General features: G+C 36.6%; 12 protein-coding genes. 5 read left to right on the top strand and 7 right to left on the bottom strand.

Annotation, left to right across the window (positions count from 1 at the left end; translation table 11 throughout):
• Positions 1 to 43 precede the first annotated feature (43 nt).
• Both D0S48_RS17395 and D0S48_RS17390 read right to left on the bottom strand, forming a co-directional pair.
• Positions 44 to 1219 carry a M20 metallopeptidase family protein gene (locus D0S48_RS17395; RefSeq protein WP_151113002.1) on the bottom strand — a complete coding sequence of 392 codons (1176 nt, stop codon included), beginning with the start codon at positions 1217 to 1219 and terminating at the stop codon, positions 44 to 46.
• A 33-nt stretch (positions 1220 to 1252) separates the two neighbouring features.
• Positions 1253 to 2671 (bottom strand): YfcC family protein, encoded by a 1419-nt coding sequence (locus tag D0S48_RS17390; protein ID WP_151113000.1) that lies wholly within the window; start codon positions 2669 to 2671, stop codon positions 1253 to 1255.
• A gap of 573 nt (positions 2672 to 3244) precedes the next feature.
• On the opposite strand from D0S48_RS17390, the gene D0S48_RS17385 reads away from it, so the two are divergent.
• From D0S48_RS17385 to D0S48_RS17370, 4 genes are all read left to right on the top strand, one after another.
• Positions 3245 to 3883 carry a GntR family transcriptional regulator gene (locus D0S48_RS17385; protein WP_144541743.1) on the top strand — a complete coding sequence of 213 codons (639 nt, stop codon included), beginning with the start codon at positions 3245 to 3247 and terminating at the stop codon, positions 3881 to 3883.
• Positions 3884 to 4758: 875 nt separating this feature from the next.
• Positions 4759 to 5016 carry a hypothetical protein gene (locus D0S48_RS17380; protein WP_151112998.1) on the top strand — a complete coding sequence of 86 codons (258 nt, stop codon included), beginning with the start codon at positions 4759 to 4761 and terminating at the stop codon, positions 5014 to 5016.
• 74 nt (positions 5017 to 5090) lie between these two features.
• Positions 5091 to 5858, top strand: coding sequence for a gluconate 2-dehydrogenase subunit 3 family protein (locus D0S48_RS17375; protein ID WP_144541739.1), 768 nt, complete (start codon positions 5091 to 5093; stop codon positions 5856 to 5858).
• 23 nt (positions 5859 to 5881) lie between these two features.
• Positions 5882 to 7606 carry a GMC family oxidoreductase gene (locus D0S48_RS17370; protein WP_151112996.1) on the top strand — a complete coding sequence of 575 codons (1725 nt, stop codon included), beginning with the start codon at positions 5882 to 5884 and terminating at the stop codon, positions 7604 to 7606.
• 198 nt (positions 7607 to 7804) lie between these two features.
• Here D0S48_RS17370 and D0S48_RS17365 read toward each other — a convergent pair whose 3' ends face one another.
• From D0S48_RS17365 to chrA, 4 genes are all read right to left on the bottom strand, one after another.
• Positions 7805 to 9058, bottom strand: a complete 1254-nt coding sequence (locus tag D0S48_RS17365; RefSeq protein WP_151112994.1) for an MFS transporter — start codon at positions 9056 to 9058, stop codon at positions 7805 to 7807.
• A 207-nt stretch (positions 9059 to 9265) separates the two neighbouring features.
• Positions 9266 to 11005, bottom strand: coding sequence for an ABC transporter ATP-binding protein (locus D0S48_RS17360; protein WP_151112992.1), 1740 nt, complete (start codon positions 11003 to 11005; stop codon positions 9266 to 9268).
• The gene (locus D0S48_RS17355) at positions 11002 to 12744 is read right to left on the bottom strand and encodes an ABC transporter ATP-binding protein (RefSeq protein WP_151112990.1); all 1743 of its coding nucleotides are present in this window, start codon (positions 12742 to 12744) and stop codon (positions 11002 to 11004) included. Before D0S48_RS17355 ends, D0S48_RS17360 begins: the two co-directional genes overlap by 4 nt.
• Before the next feature lie 463 nt (positions 12745 to 13207).
• Positions 13208 to 14362 (bottom strand): chromate efflux transporter, encoded by a 1155-nt coding sequence (gene chrA, locus D0S48_RS17350; RefSeq protein WP_151112988.1) that lies wholly within the window; start codon positions 14360 to 14362, stop codon positions 13208 to 13210.
• 217 nt (positions 14363 to 14579) lie between these two features.
• Between chrA and D0S48_RS17345 the strand changes: the two genes are divergently transcribed.
• Positions 14580 to 15917 (top strand): hemolysin family protein, encoded by a 1338-nt coding sequence (locus tag D0S48_RS17345; RefSeq protein WP_186318279.1) that lies wholly within the window; start codon positions 14580 to 14582, stop codon positions 15915 to 15917.
• Between the two features lie 258 nt (positions 15918 to 16175).
• Here the strand turns inward: D0S48_RS17345 and D0S48_RS17340 are convergent, their stop codons facing one another.
• Positions 16176 to 16823: a response regulator gene (locus D0S48_RS17340; RefSeq protein ID WP_144541725.1), complete on the bottom strand. Its 648-nt coding sequence runs from the start codon at positions 16821 to 16823 to the stop codon at positions 16176 to 16178.
• Positions 16824 to 16826 lie beyond the last annotated feature (3 nt).

Here is a 16826-nt window from a genome sequence, read left to right as displayed (position 1 = left end):
ATATAAAAGCCTATGCTTTTTATCGCATAGGCTTTAATATGATTTATTTTTTGTCCGATTGTTCGAAAATTATTCCAATAAACATCTTTCCTATATCTATCATTGCACGCTCATCCACATCAAATTTAGGATGATGGTGTGGGTAAGTTGCCTTCAATTCCTCGTTACCTCCGCCAATGATAAAATAGGCTCCCGGAATTTCTTGTTGATAGTAGGCATAATCCTCGCTGCCATTCATCGGTTTTCCTGGAATAATGTTTTCCTCACCGACGACATAGCCTGCCACTTTCTCCACGCGTTTTGTTTCGGCTGGATCGTTGTAGATGGAAGGGCAATCCTTCACATATTTTAACTCATATGTAGCGTCAGCAGCCTCACATGTGCTTTTTACTATCTGTTCTAGTTTTTGCTCTATCATGACACGAACATCCTCATCATAGGTCCTAACTGTACCTTTGATAAAGGCAGTATCAGGAATAACATTGGTAGTGCTCCCACTTTGAAATGAACCTACTGTGATTGCAGCAGCCTTTAAAGGGTCGACTCTACGGCTTACTATTTGTTGTAAATTTACTACTAACTGGCTCCCCGTCACTAAAGCGTCAATTGTTTCATGAGGAGAAGCGCCATGTCCTCCTTTCCCATGGATAGTTATATAAAAATCATCCTGAGCAGAGGAAGCATACCCCTCTATTACGCTAAACTTTCCATAGGGCTGCAATGACATTACATGTGCTCCATAGATAACATCCACACCATCCAAACAACCATCCTTAATCATATATTCGGCGCCACCTGGGGTGACCTCCTCAGCAAATTGATGCAAGAAAACAACAGTACCTGGAACCTCTTCTTTCCGCTCACTTAGTACCTTTGCTACACCTAAAAGAGCAGATGTATGAAGATCGTGCCCGCATGCGTGCATAACTCCTGGTACCTTCGATTTGTATGCTACTTCTTTTTCGTCCTGAATTGGAAGAGCATCAAAGTCTGCTCTAAGTGCAATAGTTTTACCCGGTTTACCTCCCTTTAAAAAGCCTAAAACTCCTCTTCCGCCCACTTCGGTTCTAACCTCTAACCCTAGTTCTCTTAAGTAAGCAGCAATTTTTTTTGGTGTTTCTACCTCTTCATGAGAAAGCTCTGGATGCATATGTAAATCTCTTCGAAAATCAACTAACTCAGGATAAATCTCTTCTAATCTATTAAATATTTTTTCCATTTCTTAAACCTCCTAAATAACAAACGCACTGCATCAAGCTGGCCAAAAGAAAATATGTGCCACAGTTATAAATATTGCTCCCATTATAAATTGAATCAAAATTAGTGGCCATAGCCAGCGAACCCATTTACCGTAAGAAATCTTAGCCATCGCTAAGGCTGCCAATATAAGTCCGCTAGTTGGTGCGATAATATTCGTGATGCCATCTCCCATTTGGTAAGCTAATACAGCAGTTTGTCTGCTCACACCTAACAAATCAGAAAGAGGCGCCATAATCGGCATAGTTAATGCTGCTTGACCGCTCCCGGACGTAACAATAAGATTTAACACGGTCTGCATGATATACATACCGATTGCTGTTAAGCTTGAAGGAAATTTTTCTACTAAATTAGTAATTCCATATAATATAGTATCAATGGTGTTACTATCATTCAAAATGACTAATGCCCCGTAAGCAAAACCAACCACTAATGCCCCTAATACTATTTCTTCGCAGCCTCGAACAAAGGATTTAGTAATCTCATTAAAATTCAATCGATTAATTAAACCTATAACAATTGCCATTATCAAAAATAAAGCTGAAATCTCCGTTATAAACCATCCAAATTTTAATACTCCAAATGCCAGACCTATTAGTGTTAACACTAGAACCCCTATAATAATTCCCTGTGTTTTAGTAATTTTATCCTGTTGCATAGCTTCTATATCAATATTTCGGTTTTTGTCTTCCTCATACATAATACTCTTCGTTGGATCTTTCCTAATTTTATTTGCATAAATCATAACGTACCCAATGGATATAGCCATGAAAGCAACCCAAAAGCCTATACGCGGGCCCATTCCTGAAAAAATTGGAACCTCTGCAATTCCTTGAGCAACCCCTATTGTAAATGGGTTCATGAATGCTGCTGTAAAACCAGCAGATACGCCAACAATAACCATTGCTGCCCCTACAATTGAATCGAATCCCATAACTATTGCAATCGGTACTAAAATCATAATAAAGGGAAGTGCCTCTTCAAACATTCCTACAGCTGCCCCAGCAACTCCAAAAAACATCATCACTACCGGGATAATTAGCATTTCTTTCCCTTTCATTTTAGTAGACAAGGAACCAAATGCACCTTCAATTGCCTTGGACTCTCTAAATAGATTGAATGAGCCAGCCACCATAAAAATAAAGAAAATAATTGGAGCAGCTTGAACCATTCCTTTATGTATAGCATTAAATATATCTAAAAAACCTGCTGGACTTGAATCAATTGTTTGGTAAGAACCATCTACAACAATTGTCCGACCATCCGCATCCTCTACTCGGTCGTATTGCCCTGCTGGAATGAGGTAAGTTAAAGCAGCCATAATAATAACAACTGTAAACAGAATGACAAATGGATGTGGCGCTTCTCTAAATTTTTTCTTTTTAACCGATTCTTCTTTAATAACTGTGGTCATGTCTAATTCCCCTTTAATATAATTTAAATATTCGTTTCTTGAGTAAATGAGCAAAGTTTCTAAGATGGAATTCCAAAATTTTTTGGGGAATAAAGCGATATACATGTACCCATAGTGACAGAAATAATTTATATACTATCCCGTTGGGCAAAACTATTTTAGCCTTAAACCTAGTAAAAGATTTGATCATTTGCTTTTTATAAACTGACTGCAGCTAATCTAATCACATCGCATCTCTCCTTTTTACACCAAAATTTTACCCTGATGCAATTATGTTATTTTTCAAATTGTACAGAAAATTTGTTTTTTAGTAAAATGAAAAAATTAGGAGATTCTTTAATCTAGTTAAGGCATTTGTTTAAAAAACATAAACTCCATCAAGCAATAAATAGCAAATAAATTCTCATGCTTGTATCTATTAGCCTCGAACAAGCACCTTCTTGCAATACTTATGTAACTCAATGCTAGTCTAAAAAAGCAATTTGTACCGGAGGATGTAATATTATTCAAAAAAAATAAATTATAAAGTATAATAGATGTGTATTAATTAAATTAATTTCAAGGGGTTAAGATATGGTTTCCAACAAAATGAATGCACAAAAACTGGCTTATGAGTACATTCAGGAACGTATGCTGGATGGTACTTATAAAGGCGGCATGAAACTCGTAGAAGAACGTCTTGCAGAAGAGATCGGTGTTAGTCGCACACCCATTCGTGAAGCAATTAAAAGATTAGAGCAAGAAGGTTTAATTAAAAATAAACATATCTATAGTCCTACTGCACAAGATTTAATATACATATATGAGATGCGCATTGTACTAGAAAGTTTTGCAGCAAAAAGAGCAGCGAAAAATATGACAACAGAAAAGTTAATAGAACTCGAGAACACCATAAAGCAATCTCGTAATTCGCTTATGGAAGGGCAGTCAAAAAAAATATACACTTCAAACCAACGCTTTCATGAACTAATTATACATGAATGCCAAAATCCTTTAATGATTGAAAGATTAGAAAAAGCTCAGACAGTTTTCTATTTGTTTAGCCTAAAGCTTGATATATATAATCGTCCGCATTTAATAGATGAGCATGAAGAAATTTACAATGCGATTAAGAATAAGAATGAACAACTTGCCGGTGAACTCATGACCAAACATTTATATAAAGACATGAATTTCACACTAGAGATTATTGGCAGAAAAGGACAGTATTAGAGCGATTCAAACTATACGATTGAATCGCTCTAAATTTTTTTTCTTTAACAATAATATTTAAATACTTATCTTGATCGAATCGCTATTTAACTTCAAAATACCTCTTACTTCTTTATGAAATATTCTAGTTTAATGTTTCAAGTTTTTCGAAAAATATCTTTATAATGATATTTTAAAATCAATAAGAATTAATGAATATATACGTATAAAAATAGTTTGTTTAATTTACTAAAGGGTCTTCGAAAAAAGAAAGCTTTAATTGAGTGACTTGTTATTGATTGCTAAAATTAAATTGATCATTTGGTACATCTAATGTATGTCTGTTGCATGACTGTACCATTACCCATCCAAGTAATATTTGTAGTACTTTCTCGATAATTCACCTCTATCGCATTTCCTTTTACAGTGTGTTTTCCGTCAGGCGTTGTCTCTTCTGTGAACTATTCAACTACAGTACCTATTCACATCATAGTATGCCCAATAAACCCCTTCCCGACCAATTCGATAAATAACAAACTAATTCCCTTTAACAATTTTATGTAGAATCTCTTTTTTCATATTCACAGTTCACTTCTTTATATTCCAAAGCAATAGTACCACTGTAGTAACCATCACAACCTCTTCTAAATTATCTATTCCCTCAGTTATTAAGAATAACTTATTTTTCTTCAAAACATTTCTTTTTAACAATCAATTTGATGATCAAAAATAGTTAATGATTATATATCCTCATATGTATAATTTTTAATGTGTACAAACAACTAAAGATTGTAGTAGAATGAATAATGTTGTTTTGCATACAAAAAAGTTTATTTTGTATGCAAAAATATCTTATTTAATTAGTGCTAATTATCGCATAAGAAAGGAGAATAAGTATGACGCAGTACAATTTAGAAGAATTGAGGATGCTCAATCAAGTGCTACTTGCCCTTTTTCTCGTAGCTGATTTTGCACTTTTACTCTTTTTTTATAATAGTCCATTCCCTTGGTTTGCCCTAATAGGTTCTGGAATTGGTTTAGCCATCATTGTTTTTTGTTGGGCAGGAAGAAAATACACTATTTTTATAGCTTCATTACTTGTTTTTTCAGCTCTTCATACGATTGTTTATAATTGGAGCTCTATTGTGCATTAAAAGAAGAATAATTTTTGCACTTTTTTTATTTAATTAGTTAAATAAAAAATCATAAATTTATGGGAGGTATTATTATGTCAGAACAAGAAAATAAAAATTCCGTTTTAGACAAACGTTCTTCTAGACGTACGTTTATCAAAAATTCTGGTTTGACGGTTGGTGGTGTTGTTTTAGGTGGAGCTTTAGGAAGTCTTTTAATAAAAGATGATAAATCAACAACTACTGAAACTCATAATCACGCAGCAACGCCTACTGCTAATCCAAATGTAGCTCTAATGTTCTTCACGCCAAACCAATACCAAGTTACTCAAGCAGCTGTGGAACGTATTTTCCCTGAAGATGCAAATGGCCCTGGAGCCAAAGAACTGAACGCTGCTATTTATATTGATCACCAATTGGCTGGTCCATGGGGTTCTAACGTAAAAGATTATCGTTTAGGTGCTTTTTATAAAGCTGAAGAAAACCAAGGTCCACAAACGAAAATTCTACGTAAAGATCTATTTCTAGCTGGTTTAAATAGCTTAAACACCTATAGTAACGAACAATTTGAACTTGACTTTAAAGATTTAGAAGCTACTCAACAAGATGAAGTTCTTCTTGCTTTTAGTGAAGGTAAAGTTGAATTATACGGAAAAGTTTCTTCTTCCCAGTTTTTCAGTTTGCTACGTACATTAACTCTTGAGGGTGTATATGCAGACCCAATGTATGGTGGTAATAATAAAATGGAGGGCTGGAGTATGCGTAAGTATCCAGGATCTCGTATGCAATACGTGGCTGAAATACAAGATGACAAATTTATCGAACTTGAACCACAAAGTTTAAATTCTCATATGGGACATTAATAATTGAAGGGACTGACATATAAATGGTTACAAAATTACCTAAAGTACCTGTCGTAGTAGTAGGGATGGGATGGGCTGGTGGAATCGTCTCAGCTGAACTAACGAAAGCAGGAATAAGTGTTGTTGGATTAGAACGCGGTAAAGACCGGACAACAGCTGATTATATAATGGGACATGATGAACTTCGTTACCAACATCGTACAGAGCTAATGCAGGATCTTTCAAAAGAAACGATTACTTATCGTAATACGTTATCGGGTAAAGCTTTACCGATGCGTCAATACGGTACATTCATAGTAGGAGACGGAGTTGGTGGTGCAGGTAGTCACTGGAATGGACAAACTTATCGCTTCCTACCCTATGATTTCGAAATTCGTACGAAAACAATTGAGCGTTACGGAATCGATAAAATTCCTGCTTGGATGGAAGGTCTAAGCGACTGGGGTCTAACTTATGATGAGATGGAACCATATTATGATACATTCGAAAAAATGGCTGGTATTTCAGGGGAAACAGTAGAACTATGGGGGAAACGTGCTAATCCATATCCAACCCCTCCTTTAGTGAAAACACCATTAATGAAAGAATTTGAAAAAGCAACAACAAGCTTAGGATACAAACCTTTTGTTATGCCTGCAGCCAACCTTTCAGAAGCATATACAAATCCAGATGGTATCTCTCGTGGCGCATGCCAATACTGTGCATATTGTGAAAACTTTGGATGTGAATATGGAGCAAAAGGTGACCCTGCTGTAACAGTAATTCCGGTTGCAAAACAAACAGGTAAGCTAGAACTTCGTACACATTCTAATGTTTTAGAATTAACCAATAATGGTGGCAAAGCAACCGGAGTTATTTACGTTGATATGCTAACGGGAGAAAAATTTGAGCAGCCTGCCGATGTAGTTGTAGTTGCAAGTTATGTATTCAACAATGCTCGTTTACTTCTAAATTCTGGTCTAGGTACTCCTTATGATCCAAAAACAGGTAAAGGAACAATTGGTAAAAACTACTGTTATCAAATAACAGCTGGAGGTTCTCAGCTATTCTTTGAGGACAGAGAGTTTAATCTATACGGTGGTGCTGGAGCATTAGGCATGGAGATTGCTGAATATATGGGTGATAACTTTGACCATTCTGAAGTGGACTTCATACACGGTGCTGGCATTCGTTCAACACAATATGGGGACCGTCCAATTGCAGTAAACCGGGTACCTGCTGGAACACCAACCTGGGGTGCGGAGTTTAAAGAAAAATCTATTAAATACGCTAACTCAAACTTCCCAGTTAAAACACAAGGTGCATCTTTACCACATAAAGAAAATTACCTGGATCTCGACCCAGAATTTAAAGACGAATTTGGATATCCATTACTACGTATGACATATGAGTATACAGATAATGATCGTGCGATGGGTAAATACATGTCAACAATCACGCGCAAAATTGCAGAAGAAATTGGTGCAGATATTATTGATACAAGTGAAGAACAAGCTCCATTTAACGTAAACAAAGATACCAACACACATAACACAGGCGGTGTTATTATGGGTGCTGACCCAGCAACATCTGCTCTTAACACATACCTACAAATGTGGGAAGCTGAAAACGTATTTGTGGTAGGTTCATCTGCATTCCCACATAATAGTTGCTTCAATCCAACTGGCACACTTGGTGCTCTTTCGTATCGTGCATCTGAAGGAATTCAAAAATACCTAAAAGAAGGCGGAATACTAGTTAAAGCATAATAAAAGCTAGTTGTACTATAAATGAGCTCTTGACTCGCATACAATTTGCGCTCAGGAGCTTTTTATAAAATGTTAAAGTGTATAGATTTTCTATAAAATAACGTTTGAGAGAAGAGCTGCCTCCCTCACCTTTAACATTGCCTCATTAAAATAAAAAGAAAAAACAACCTATTGGAAATTTCCATAGGTTGTTTTACTTTATGTACTATCTAGTTTTTTTCTTCCGAATACAATAAAAAAATAAGTGGAGGCAATTAAATACAAAATGCCTGTAATTGTAAATGTATAGGCATAGCCCCAGTAGAATCCAAAGGTCATCACTAATCCTGTTGAAATTGCCCCTGTGCTGGCCCACCCAACATTAAAGACCATTTGGTTCACGGAATTCGCCAGACCTTTATATTTATCCTGTACCAAATCCATCGCTATTGCGCTCTGTATAGGATTTCCAGCATTCATAAGCGCTTGGCGCATGAGAAAGGCAATAGAAGCAATCACAAGAGAATTAGTGTAGCCAGTTATAAATAGGAAGGGAATAGATAACAGTTGAAAGATAACCAATGCCTTTACCTTACCCACCCGTTTGACTAAAGCTGGCCCTAGTAGCATAGCTATGGCAGTCATAGCAGAACCTAACGACAAAATAAGACCTATATACGAATTGGATGCTCCAAAACGATTAGAAAAATATAAATTTAAATACGGGATAACCAATCCAGAGCCGGTACCAATTAGTAGATTGGCAAAGCCAAACAATATGATTATCTTTAAATTTTTACGAAAGCCACTTGGCCCTTCTTTGCTATCCGCTACCAGGTCAGCAGCCATTTCCTTTGCTTTCACTGTCTGTAATCGTAGGAGTGGCAAGAGACCAAGTGTGAATATAACAGCCCCTAAAATTAACACGTATTTAATGGAATTGACAACTGAAATATCTCCAAAAGTATGGAGCATATCTGCCATAACCCCTCCACCAAGACTTCCGATAACACCAGCTACCGTCATAAGAGAAAAATGAATGCTAAAGAGATGCATCCGCTCACTCGCTTTGGAGTTCTCCGCCAAAAAAGGAACTCCTGATACTTGGACGAGTGCCATAAAAAGGCCGGTGAAAAAAGCTGCATAGATTAAAGACTGCTCCCCAATCATTAAACTTCGATAAAACAACGTAAAAGAAGCAACGACAGCACCGATAATAATAATTTTCTTTCTTCCAAATCGATCGCTTAAAAATCCAGCAGGGACTAGCATAAGCGCAGAGGCCAAGGAGGTCATTGCAATTATTTTTCCGTTTAATGTTTCAGGATAACCAAGCTCTTTTATGTACAAATTGTACATTACAGAAAAAACACCCATTCCAATCTGGATGAGTACATTCGCTAGCATAAACATTTGGATATTCAGGTTAAACGTTGCAATCTTCTTTTTCCAGTCTGCAAGCCAAGGAATCATATTTAAGACCTCTTCTATTTTATTTCGATACACTAAATATACGATGTGCGTTAGAAAAATACAATCTATAAAATATTAATATTTTATAAGTTCTATTTCCTCGTTTGACTTAGATGGCTTGGCTCACATAGCTATTTAACAAATAAAAAGTATATTTACTGATGAGCACAGTGATAGCACTAAAAAAAGGGAATACCCCCTCTCGCCTTATGCGTGAGGAGATACTCCTGCTTGTAGCTTATACATTTGTTCATAACGACCTTGTAGTTGCAGCAACTCGTCATGAGTACCACTTTCTACAATTTCACCACGATCTAATACTAAAATACGGTCAGCATTCTTAATAGTAGAAAGTCTATGTGCGATGATGAAGGTAGTTCTTCCTTTTTTCAATACATCCATCGCATGCTGGATAATTTCTTCTGTTTCAGTATCAATATTAGAGGTTGCTTCATCTAGTATTAGAATAGCCGGGTCGAACGCAAGTGCTCTCGCAAAGGATACAAGCTGTCTTTGACCGGATGATAGTGTGCTTCCCTTCTCAATCACCGGTTCATCTAGCCCTTTTTCAAGATTTTTTAATACTCTCTCTCCACCCACTGCTTCTAACGCAGCCTCTACCTTTTCTCGTGAAATACTTGGGTCATTTAAGCTGACATTTGTTTCAATAGTACCTGAGAATAAATATGGGTCCTGTAATACAATTCCCATATGATTACGAATTGTCTGTCTCGGTAGTGAAGTGATATCTATTCCATCTATTAAAATTTTCCCTTTTGTTGGGTCATAGAATCGGAATAACAAATTCATAATAGAGCTTTTTCCCGATCCTGTATGCCCTACTAGGGCAACTGTTTCTCCCTTGTTCGCGACAAAGTTCAAGTTTTTTAATACATAATCATTTTCTTTATAGGCAAAGGATACGTTTTGAAACTCCACATTTCCTTCGTATCGTTCCATTCGATTATCTTCTACTTTTTCACCGTTTTCATCCAAAAGCTCAAATACTCTGCTTCCAGCCACAAGTGAACGCTCTAGTTGTGCAAACTGATTTACTATTCCTGTAATCGGATTAAATAACCTAGTCGTATAATCTACGAATGCATAAAGTAAACCGGCAGATACGATTGCACCAGGTTCCATTGACTGGCTCCCAAACACCAAAATAAATAGAGCGAACATGATAGACCGTAGAACCTGGACCAAATTAAAGGATGTAGCAGAATCCAGTTTTAAGAGCTTACGCTGATAATTGTAATGCTCTTCATTCATCTCCTCAAACTCACGATCCATTTGCTTCTCTCGTTTAAAAGCTTGAATGATGGACATTCCTTGAATTGATTCATTTAACATAGCATTCATATCTGCAATCTTTGTTCGAACAATATGATTATACTGGGATGCATATCTTCGATAAGCAAGCATCCATATATAAACTATTGGTACAACAAACAATGCGATTGCTGCCATTTTTACATCTAATATGAACATTGCTATATAAACTCCAGTAATAGAAATAATACTGGTAGCAAACTGTGATAGTACCTGGACATAAAGATTGCGAATGGCTTCCGTATCATTCGTCACACGAGCTACTACCTTACCTGCAGGCAAGTTATCAAAATACTGTATAGGTAAAGTTTGAATGTGCTGAAAAACATCATTACGAAGCTTCTGAACAACGCGATTCGCTCCAACCTGCAAGTTAATGAACATAAAATATCTAAAAACTGCTGTGACGATACTTAAGCCAAAGAATACTGCTAGGAGCATTAGAATCGGCTCTAGATCGATAGCACCCGATGTAATGTGATCATCAAGGATTTTTTTTGCGATAAAAGGTCCTGTTAAGTCAGCAATTACAGCGATAGTTAGAAAGATTAAACCAAGAACAATTGGTTTTTTATAAAATAACGCATAATGGTAGAGTCGTTTTCCTGTACTCATGACGACACCCCCTCAAGCTGTTGACGATCATATTGTTCCTTGTACCAACCATTTTGCTTTAGAAGTTCCTCATGCGTACCTTGTTCTACAATGATTCCTTCATCTAAAACGATGATTTGGTCGGCATGCTGAATGCCTGACAAACGATGCGTCGTAATAATTGTTGTCTTCCCACTACGTTCATTTTGTATATTTTCAATAATTTTCGCTTCTGTTTTAGCATCCACTGCTGAGAGTGAATCATCTAATAGAAGAATCTCTGGATTCTTAATAAGTGCACGGGCAATCGATACCCTTTGCTTCTGTCCACCAGATAAGGAAACCCCTTTTTCTCCAACCAAAGTCTCTAATCCCATTGGAAGATTCATTAAATCCTGCTGGAAGTGTGCTAAACGAATTGCTTCCTCTAGCTCTTCCTCTGAAGCATTTTCTTTCCCTAGAAGAATATTTTGACGTATCGTTCTGGAGAACAAAACATGATCCTGAGGGACATATCCAATCCAATCTAGCACCTGCTCCTTTGTTTGCTCTGAAATTGGAATATCCCCTATAGTCAGTTGACCAGCTCCTATTGGATATTCCTTTAATAGTTGCTTCATAAAGGTGGTCTTCCCCGAGCCTGTTTTACCAACAATTCCAAGCGTTTGGCCTCTTTGTAGGTTCACACGGATATTTTCTAAATTTTTTACCTGAGACAATGGGTATTGAAAGCCCACCTCATCAAAACCGATAGACGTGACATCTTTTAGTTTGACTGGAGCAGTTGGGTCCTTGACATCCGCGTCGTAGTCCAACGTTTCCTGTACTCGATCAAGCGAGGCATTTCCTCTTTGCATAACATTTATCAGTTCACCGATAGCAAACATTGGCCAAATAGCCATACCAAGATATACGTTAAAGGTGATTAGATTTCCTACTGTCATTTCACCTTTAGAGACTAAATAAGCACCATATCCAAGTGCAACTACATAACTAATCCCCGTACCTACTTTGGTGATTGGTCCGAACAATGCATCAATGCGCTCTACTACCATGTTTTTTTGGTAAACCTCTTCACTCATGTCTGCAAAGTTCTTCTCATCGGCACGCTCTTGGACGTAAGCACGAATTACTCTTACACCAGCGATAGACTCTAAAACACGGTCATTTAAATCACCAAATGCATCCTGTGCAATCATATACTTTTCATGGATAATCTTACCTAAATATTGCATTATAAGTGCAAGAATTGGTATAGGTAATAGCGCAAAAAAAGTAAGCTTCCATGAAATAAGAAAACCCATTGCTAAGATAAGTGCTGCCATGTACATTGTCGAATCTATTAAGGTCATAATTCCAAAGCCGGCTGTAGTTGCTACTGCATTTAAATCATTTGTAGCACGGGCCATTAAGTCACCTGTACGATTTTTCTCGTAAAATGTCGGTGTCATGCTTAAAAACTTGCGATTCAACTTAGTGCGTAAAATACGCTCAATAGAAATAGAACCACCAAATAATTGATACTGCCAAACATAATTCAAGATATATCCAACAATAATGATGCCTACAAAATAAATTACATATTTCAATAATAAGTCACTATTCATATTGCCTAGCGTAATAGTATCAATCGCTCTTCCTACTAGCCAAGGAGGCAAAATTTCAAATGCACTCGCAATGATTAGCACACCGACAGCGACTGTGTATCTTTTCCAATGATCTTTAAAAAACCACTTTAACTTAAATAATACTGAAAACATTCGTTTGTCCCTCTTTTCTTTCCTTTACATTTTTCGGCTATCCACCTTCAAGAGATTCCTTTATTAAGATTTGCTTTGCTCGTTGAATAATCATATTCAACACTCCCTCCTCATTTTATACACCAAAATTTGGAAATAATAGACACAAAAAAAGTGCATTACCCATGATACGGTAATGCACTTTAAAATAGACATAGTAATATTATGCTATTAAACAGTCATTTAGCGTCAAATGGTAGGTATGAACAAGCTATAAAATTATTTGCGATATCTTTTAAACGAATCATTATTCATACCTCCATTTCAAAATTATTTAGTGTCACTTAATATTATCTCAATAAAAGTTTCGTTGTCAATACATTTCGAAAAAATAGACAATTAAAATCATTCATCCTAATAAAGTATATTCCATCTTTTCAGGATATTAAGCAGTAGGCACTCGTGCACAAAAATCTTAACTCTGTTAAATAATATGAAAAACAAAACCTAAAAATGCACTTAAAATTACTACCTTATATGGAGCCCATTTATAAATTACTAATAGAGTAATAGTGATTAATACAATTATAAAATCAGATGTTTCCTGTACAGCACTTGTAAAAACTGGATTATATAATGCAGCCAGAAGAATTCCAACAACCCCCGCATTTATACCTTTTAACGCATTTTGAATCCCTTTTTTGTTCCGTATAATCGACCAAAAAGGCAAAATACCGATTACCAAAAGAAACGATGGTAAAAAAATAGCTAAGGTTGCCAACAAGGCACCTGGAATTCCGGCAGTTGCATGTCCAAGGAAACTAGCGATTGTAAACAATGGTCCGGGTACTGCCTGTGCTGCCCCATATCCAGCCAAAAACACATCAGGAGAAAGCTCAACTTCTCGTTGAAGCATAGGAAGGACGACATGCCCTCCCCCAAACACTAAAGAGCCTACACGATAATAAGTGTCAAAAATAGAATAATAAACAGAATGGGTAAAAGGTTTTAGCAAGGGCAGAAAAATAAGAAGCCCAAAAAACAATAGCCAAGCAAATATGCTAGTTCTTTTTCCAAACGGAAGCACTATATTTGTATCAGTCTCATTACTATCTGAGCGAAAACATATATACCCAAACAACCCTGCCCCAATTAGAATGCTAAATTGTCCTACTATAGTTGGGATAAGTAAAGTTAAGATGGCACATGATATTGCAATAGAAATTCTTATACGATCTGGTGCCAGTGACTTTTGCATTCCAATTAAAGCATGAGCAACAATAGTAACAGCAACAATTTTCAAGCCCTGTAACCAACCACTATCGAATGAGCCAGTAGAAGATAGAAGTGCAGAAAATAGTACAAGCAATAGGACAGAAGGTAACGTAAAACCTAAAAAAGAAACGATTCCTCCAATTAGACCACCTCGCATAATTCCGATGGCTATGCCCACTTGAGAGGATGCGGGCCCAGGCAGGAACTGACAAACTGCTACAATATCTGCATACAGCTTCTCGTCAAGCCATTTTCTTTTCAGCACATATTCTTCCCGAAAATATCCAAGATGAGCTGCCGGACCTCCGAAAGATGTAAGTCCCAGCTTTGTTGAAGTCTTTGCTATTTCAATATACTTTTTCATTGTTTTTTACACTCCTCCCCAGCCTAAAAAATTATTCATGTAATAGGAAATATACACTTCAAGATTACAGTTGGGGTAATAAAGTTTCAACATAAAGAATAAAGATTTGTAATTTCTTTTTATATATTTTATTATTAAACCTAGAAACTATTTTTTAGAAAACAGGAGGTGTACACTTTGTTCTACCCCTCATTTGGGTTAGGGACAAAGTAATTATTTGGACATAGCCATACGGTTGACAGCATTTGCTGTCTTAATCGCACTCACTGCATTTTTCGTTGCAAGTGAATTCGCAATAGTAAAAGTAAGAACAACAAGAATCGATCAGCTTTTAGCTGAGGGAAACAAGAAAGCTATAAATGCTAAGAAGGTTGTTTCTAATTTGGATGAATACCTATCTGCTTGTCAGCTTGGTATTACCATCACCGCATTAGGATTAGGGTGGTTGGGAGAGCCTACTATAGAAAGAATATTACATCCAGCATTTGAGTATTTTGAGCTTCCTGAAAGTGTTTCTTCCATACTTTCATTTATCATTGCATTCTCATTAGTAACATTCATACATGTAGTAGTTGGAGAATTAACCCCTAAAACATTTGCTATACAACGATCTGAACAGATTACATTGGCAGTTGCCAAGCCTCTAGTCATCTTTGATAAAGTTATGTATCCTGTAATCCATGGTATGAATGGATCTGCACGTTTCTTAGCAACCAAGGTGTTTGGATTAGAGCCTGTTTCAGAATCAGAAGTAGCCCATTCAGAGGAAGAATTGCGTATGATTCTTTCCGATAGTTTTAAAGGTGGAGAAATCAATCAAGCAGAATATAAGTATGTAAATAAAATCTTTGAATTTGATGATCGCATAGCGAAGGAAATTATGGTACCTAGAACTGAAATTACTTCTATTGATAAGGATTTAACTCTTAGTGAAGTATTTGAAGTAGTAGGCGTCGAACAATTTACAAGATATCCTGTAACTGACGGAGACAAAGACCATATCATTGGACTAGTTAATATGAAAAATCTTTTAACTGCCTTCATACGTGATCCTGCAAATGCCTCTACTCCAGTAGTAGACTATATGCAACCAATTATTCGAGTGATTGAAAACATGCCTATCGCTGATTTATTACTTAAAATCCAACGTGAACGTATTCATATGGCCATCTTAATGGATGAATACGGCGGTACTTCTGGTCTTGTCACGATTGAAGATATCATTGAGGAAATCGTAGGTGATATCCGCGATGAGTTTGACACAGATGAGCTACCTGAGGTTCAGAAGGTTGCAGAAAACCATTATATAATTGACGCTAAAATGTTAATTGAAAGTTTAAATGACTTACTCAATATTAATATCGATGAAGAAGATATTGATACTATTGGTGGGTGGTTTATGACAAAAAGCTACGATGCTGTCAGTGGTGAAAAGCTCCTAGAACAGGGGTATGAATTTACTGTCAAAGAAATCGACGGACATCATATTCAATACTTAGAAGTTGTAAAAGCTCCTGATGAACAAGAGGAGCAAGAAGAATCCATAGAAGAATAAATAATACACCATAAAATAGAGGCTGGGACAAAACCCGCCTTATAAATTCAAGAGTCCCGGAAATTTACCTATTAGTAAATTTCCGGGACTCTTTTCTACTACATAGTCGGTGTTCTCCTGGTGCACGGGTCGAGCCTGTAGTCTGAATCAATTTCATAATTACTATTAACGATAGAAAAAAATTAATAGTTAAAAGGAGTGCTATGATAATTACAGCACTCCTTTCTTCTCATAACATATTCTTTGGAAATTGTCCTCTCATTGACCACTTGACTCAGTCAAACCATGCTTAACTGCATATAATGCAGCCTGAGTACGGTCTTGGACCTGTAGCTTTGAAAAAATATTGGAAATATGGGTTTTTACTGTTTTCTCAGTCACAAACAACGAAGAAGCAATCTCACGGTTACTTTTACCTTTTGTTAGCTCTGCTAGCACATCCTGTTCCCTTGGAGTTAGAGGATATTCCTCATGCGGCAGCACTTCTCTTGGCTCATTTTCTTTTTCCATTTGACTAGTTGCCTCTGGGTGGATAGTGTTTTCACCACGCATTAATTTCCTAATAGCTTCAGCTAAATCGTCCGGCTCGATATCCTTTAGCTGATATCCTGATGCTCCTGCTTTTAAAGCTGGTATCACATGATCCCTGTCAGAAAAACTTGTTAGCATTAGTATTTGAATAGAAGGATACTTTACTTTAATTCTTTTGGTAGCTTGAATGCCATCCATTTCCGGCATAACTAGATCCATTAAAATTATGTCCGGCTTCAATGTTTCTGTCAGTTCTACAGCTTCTTTTCCATTAGTTGCTTCCCCTACGATATCCATATCTTTTTGTGTTTTCAAAAAGAACATTAATCCTCGTCTAACTACATGATGGTCATCAGCTATTAATACTCTGATCATCTT

Source organism: Psychrobacillus sp. AK 1817 (assembly GCF_008807035.1).
GTDB classification, from domain to species: domain Bacteria; phylum Bacillota; class Bacilli; order Bacillales_A; family Planococcaceae; genus Psychrobacillus; species Psychrobacillus faecigallinarum.
This window is presented reverse-complemented; position numbering and strand designations above follow the sequence as displayed.

Bases quoted from the DNA above. Each gene is read 5' to 3' on its own strand.
- D0S48_RS17395 (WP_151113002.1), bottom strand. From the start codon at position 1,219: ATGGAAAAAATATTTAATAGATTAGAAGAGATTTATCCTGAGTTAGTT.
- D0S48_RS17390 (WP_151113000.1), bottom strand. From the start codon at position 2,671: ATGACCACAGTTATTAAAGAAGAATCGGTTAAAAAGAAAAAATTTAGA.
- D0S48_RS17385 (WP_144541743.1), top strand. From the start codon at position 3,245: ATGGTTTCCAACAAAATGAATGCACAAAAACTGGCTTATGAGTACATT.
- D0S48_RS17380 (WP_151112998.1), top strand. From the start codon at position 4,759: ATGACGCAGTACAATTTAGAAGAATTGAGGATGCTCAATCAAGTGCTA.
- D0S48_RS17375 (WP_144541739.1), top strand. From the start codon at position 5,091: ATGTCAGAACAAGAAAATAAAAATTCCGTTTTAGACAAACGTTCTTCT.
- D0S48_RS17370 (WP_151112996.1), top strand. From the start codon at position 5,882: ATGGTTACAAAATTACCTAAAGTACCTGTCGTAGTAGTAGGGATGGGA.
- D0S48_RS17365 (WP_151112994.1), bottom strand. From the start codon at position 9,058: ATGATTCCTTGGCTTGCAGACTGGAAAAAGAAGATTGCAACGTTTAAC.
- D0S48_RS17360 (WP_151112992.1), bottom strand. From the start codon at position 11,005: ATGAGTACAGGAAAACGACTCTACCATTATGCGTTATTTTATAAAAAA.
- D0S48_RS17355 (WP_151112990.1), bottom strand. From the start codon at position 12,744: ATGTTTTCAGTATTATTTAAGTTAAAGTGGTTTTTTAAAGATCATTGG.
- chrA (WP_151112988.1), bottom strand. From the start codon at position 14,362: ATGAAAAAGTATATTGAAATAGCAAAGACTTCAACAAAGCTGGGACTT.
- D0S48_RS17340 (WP_144541725.1), bottom strand. From the start codon at position 16,823: ATGATCAGAGTATTAATAGCTGATGACCATCATGTAGTTAGACGAGGA.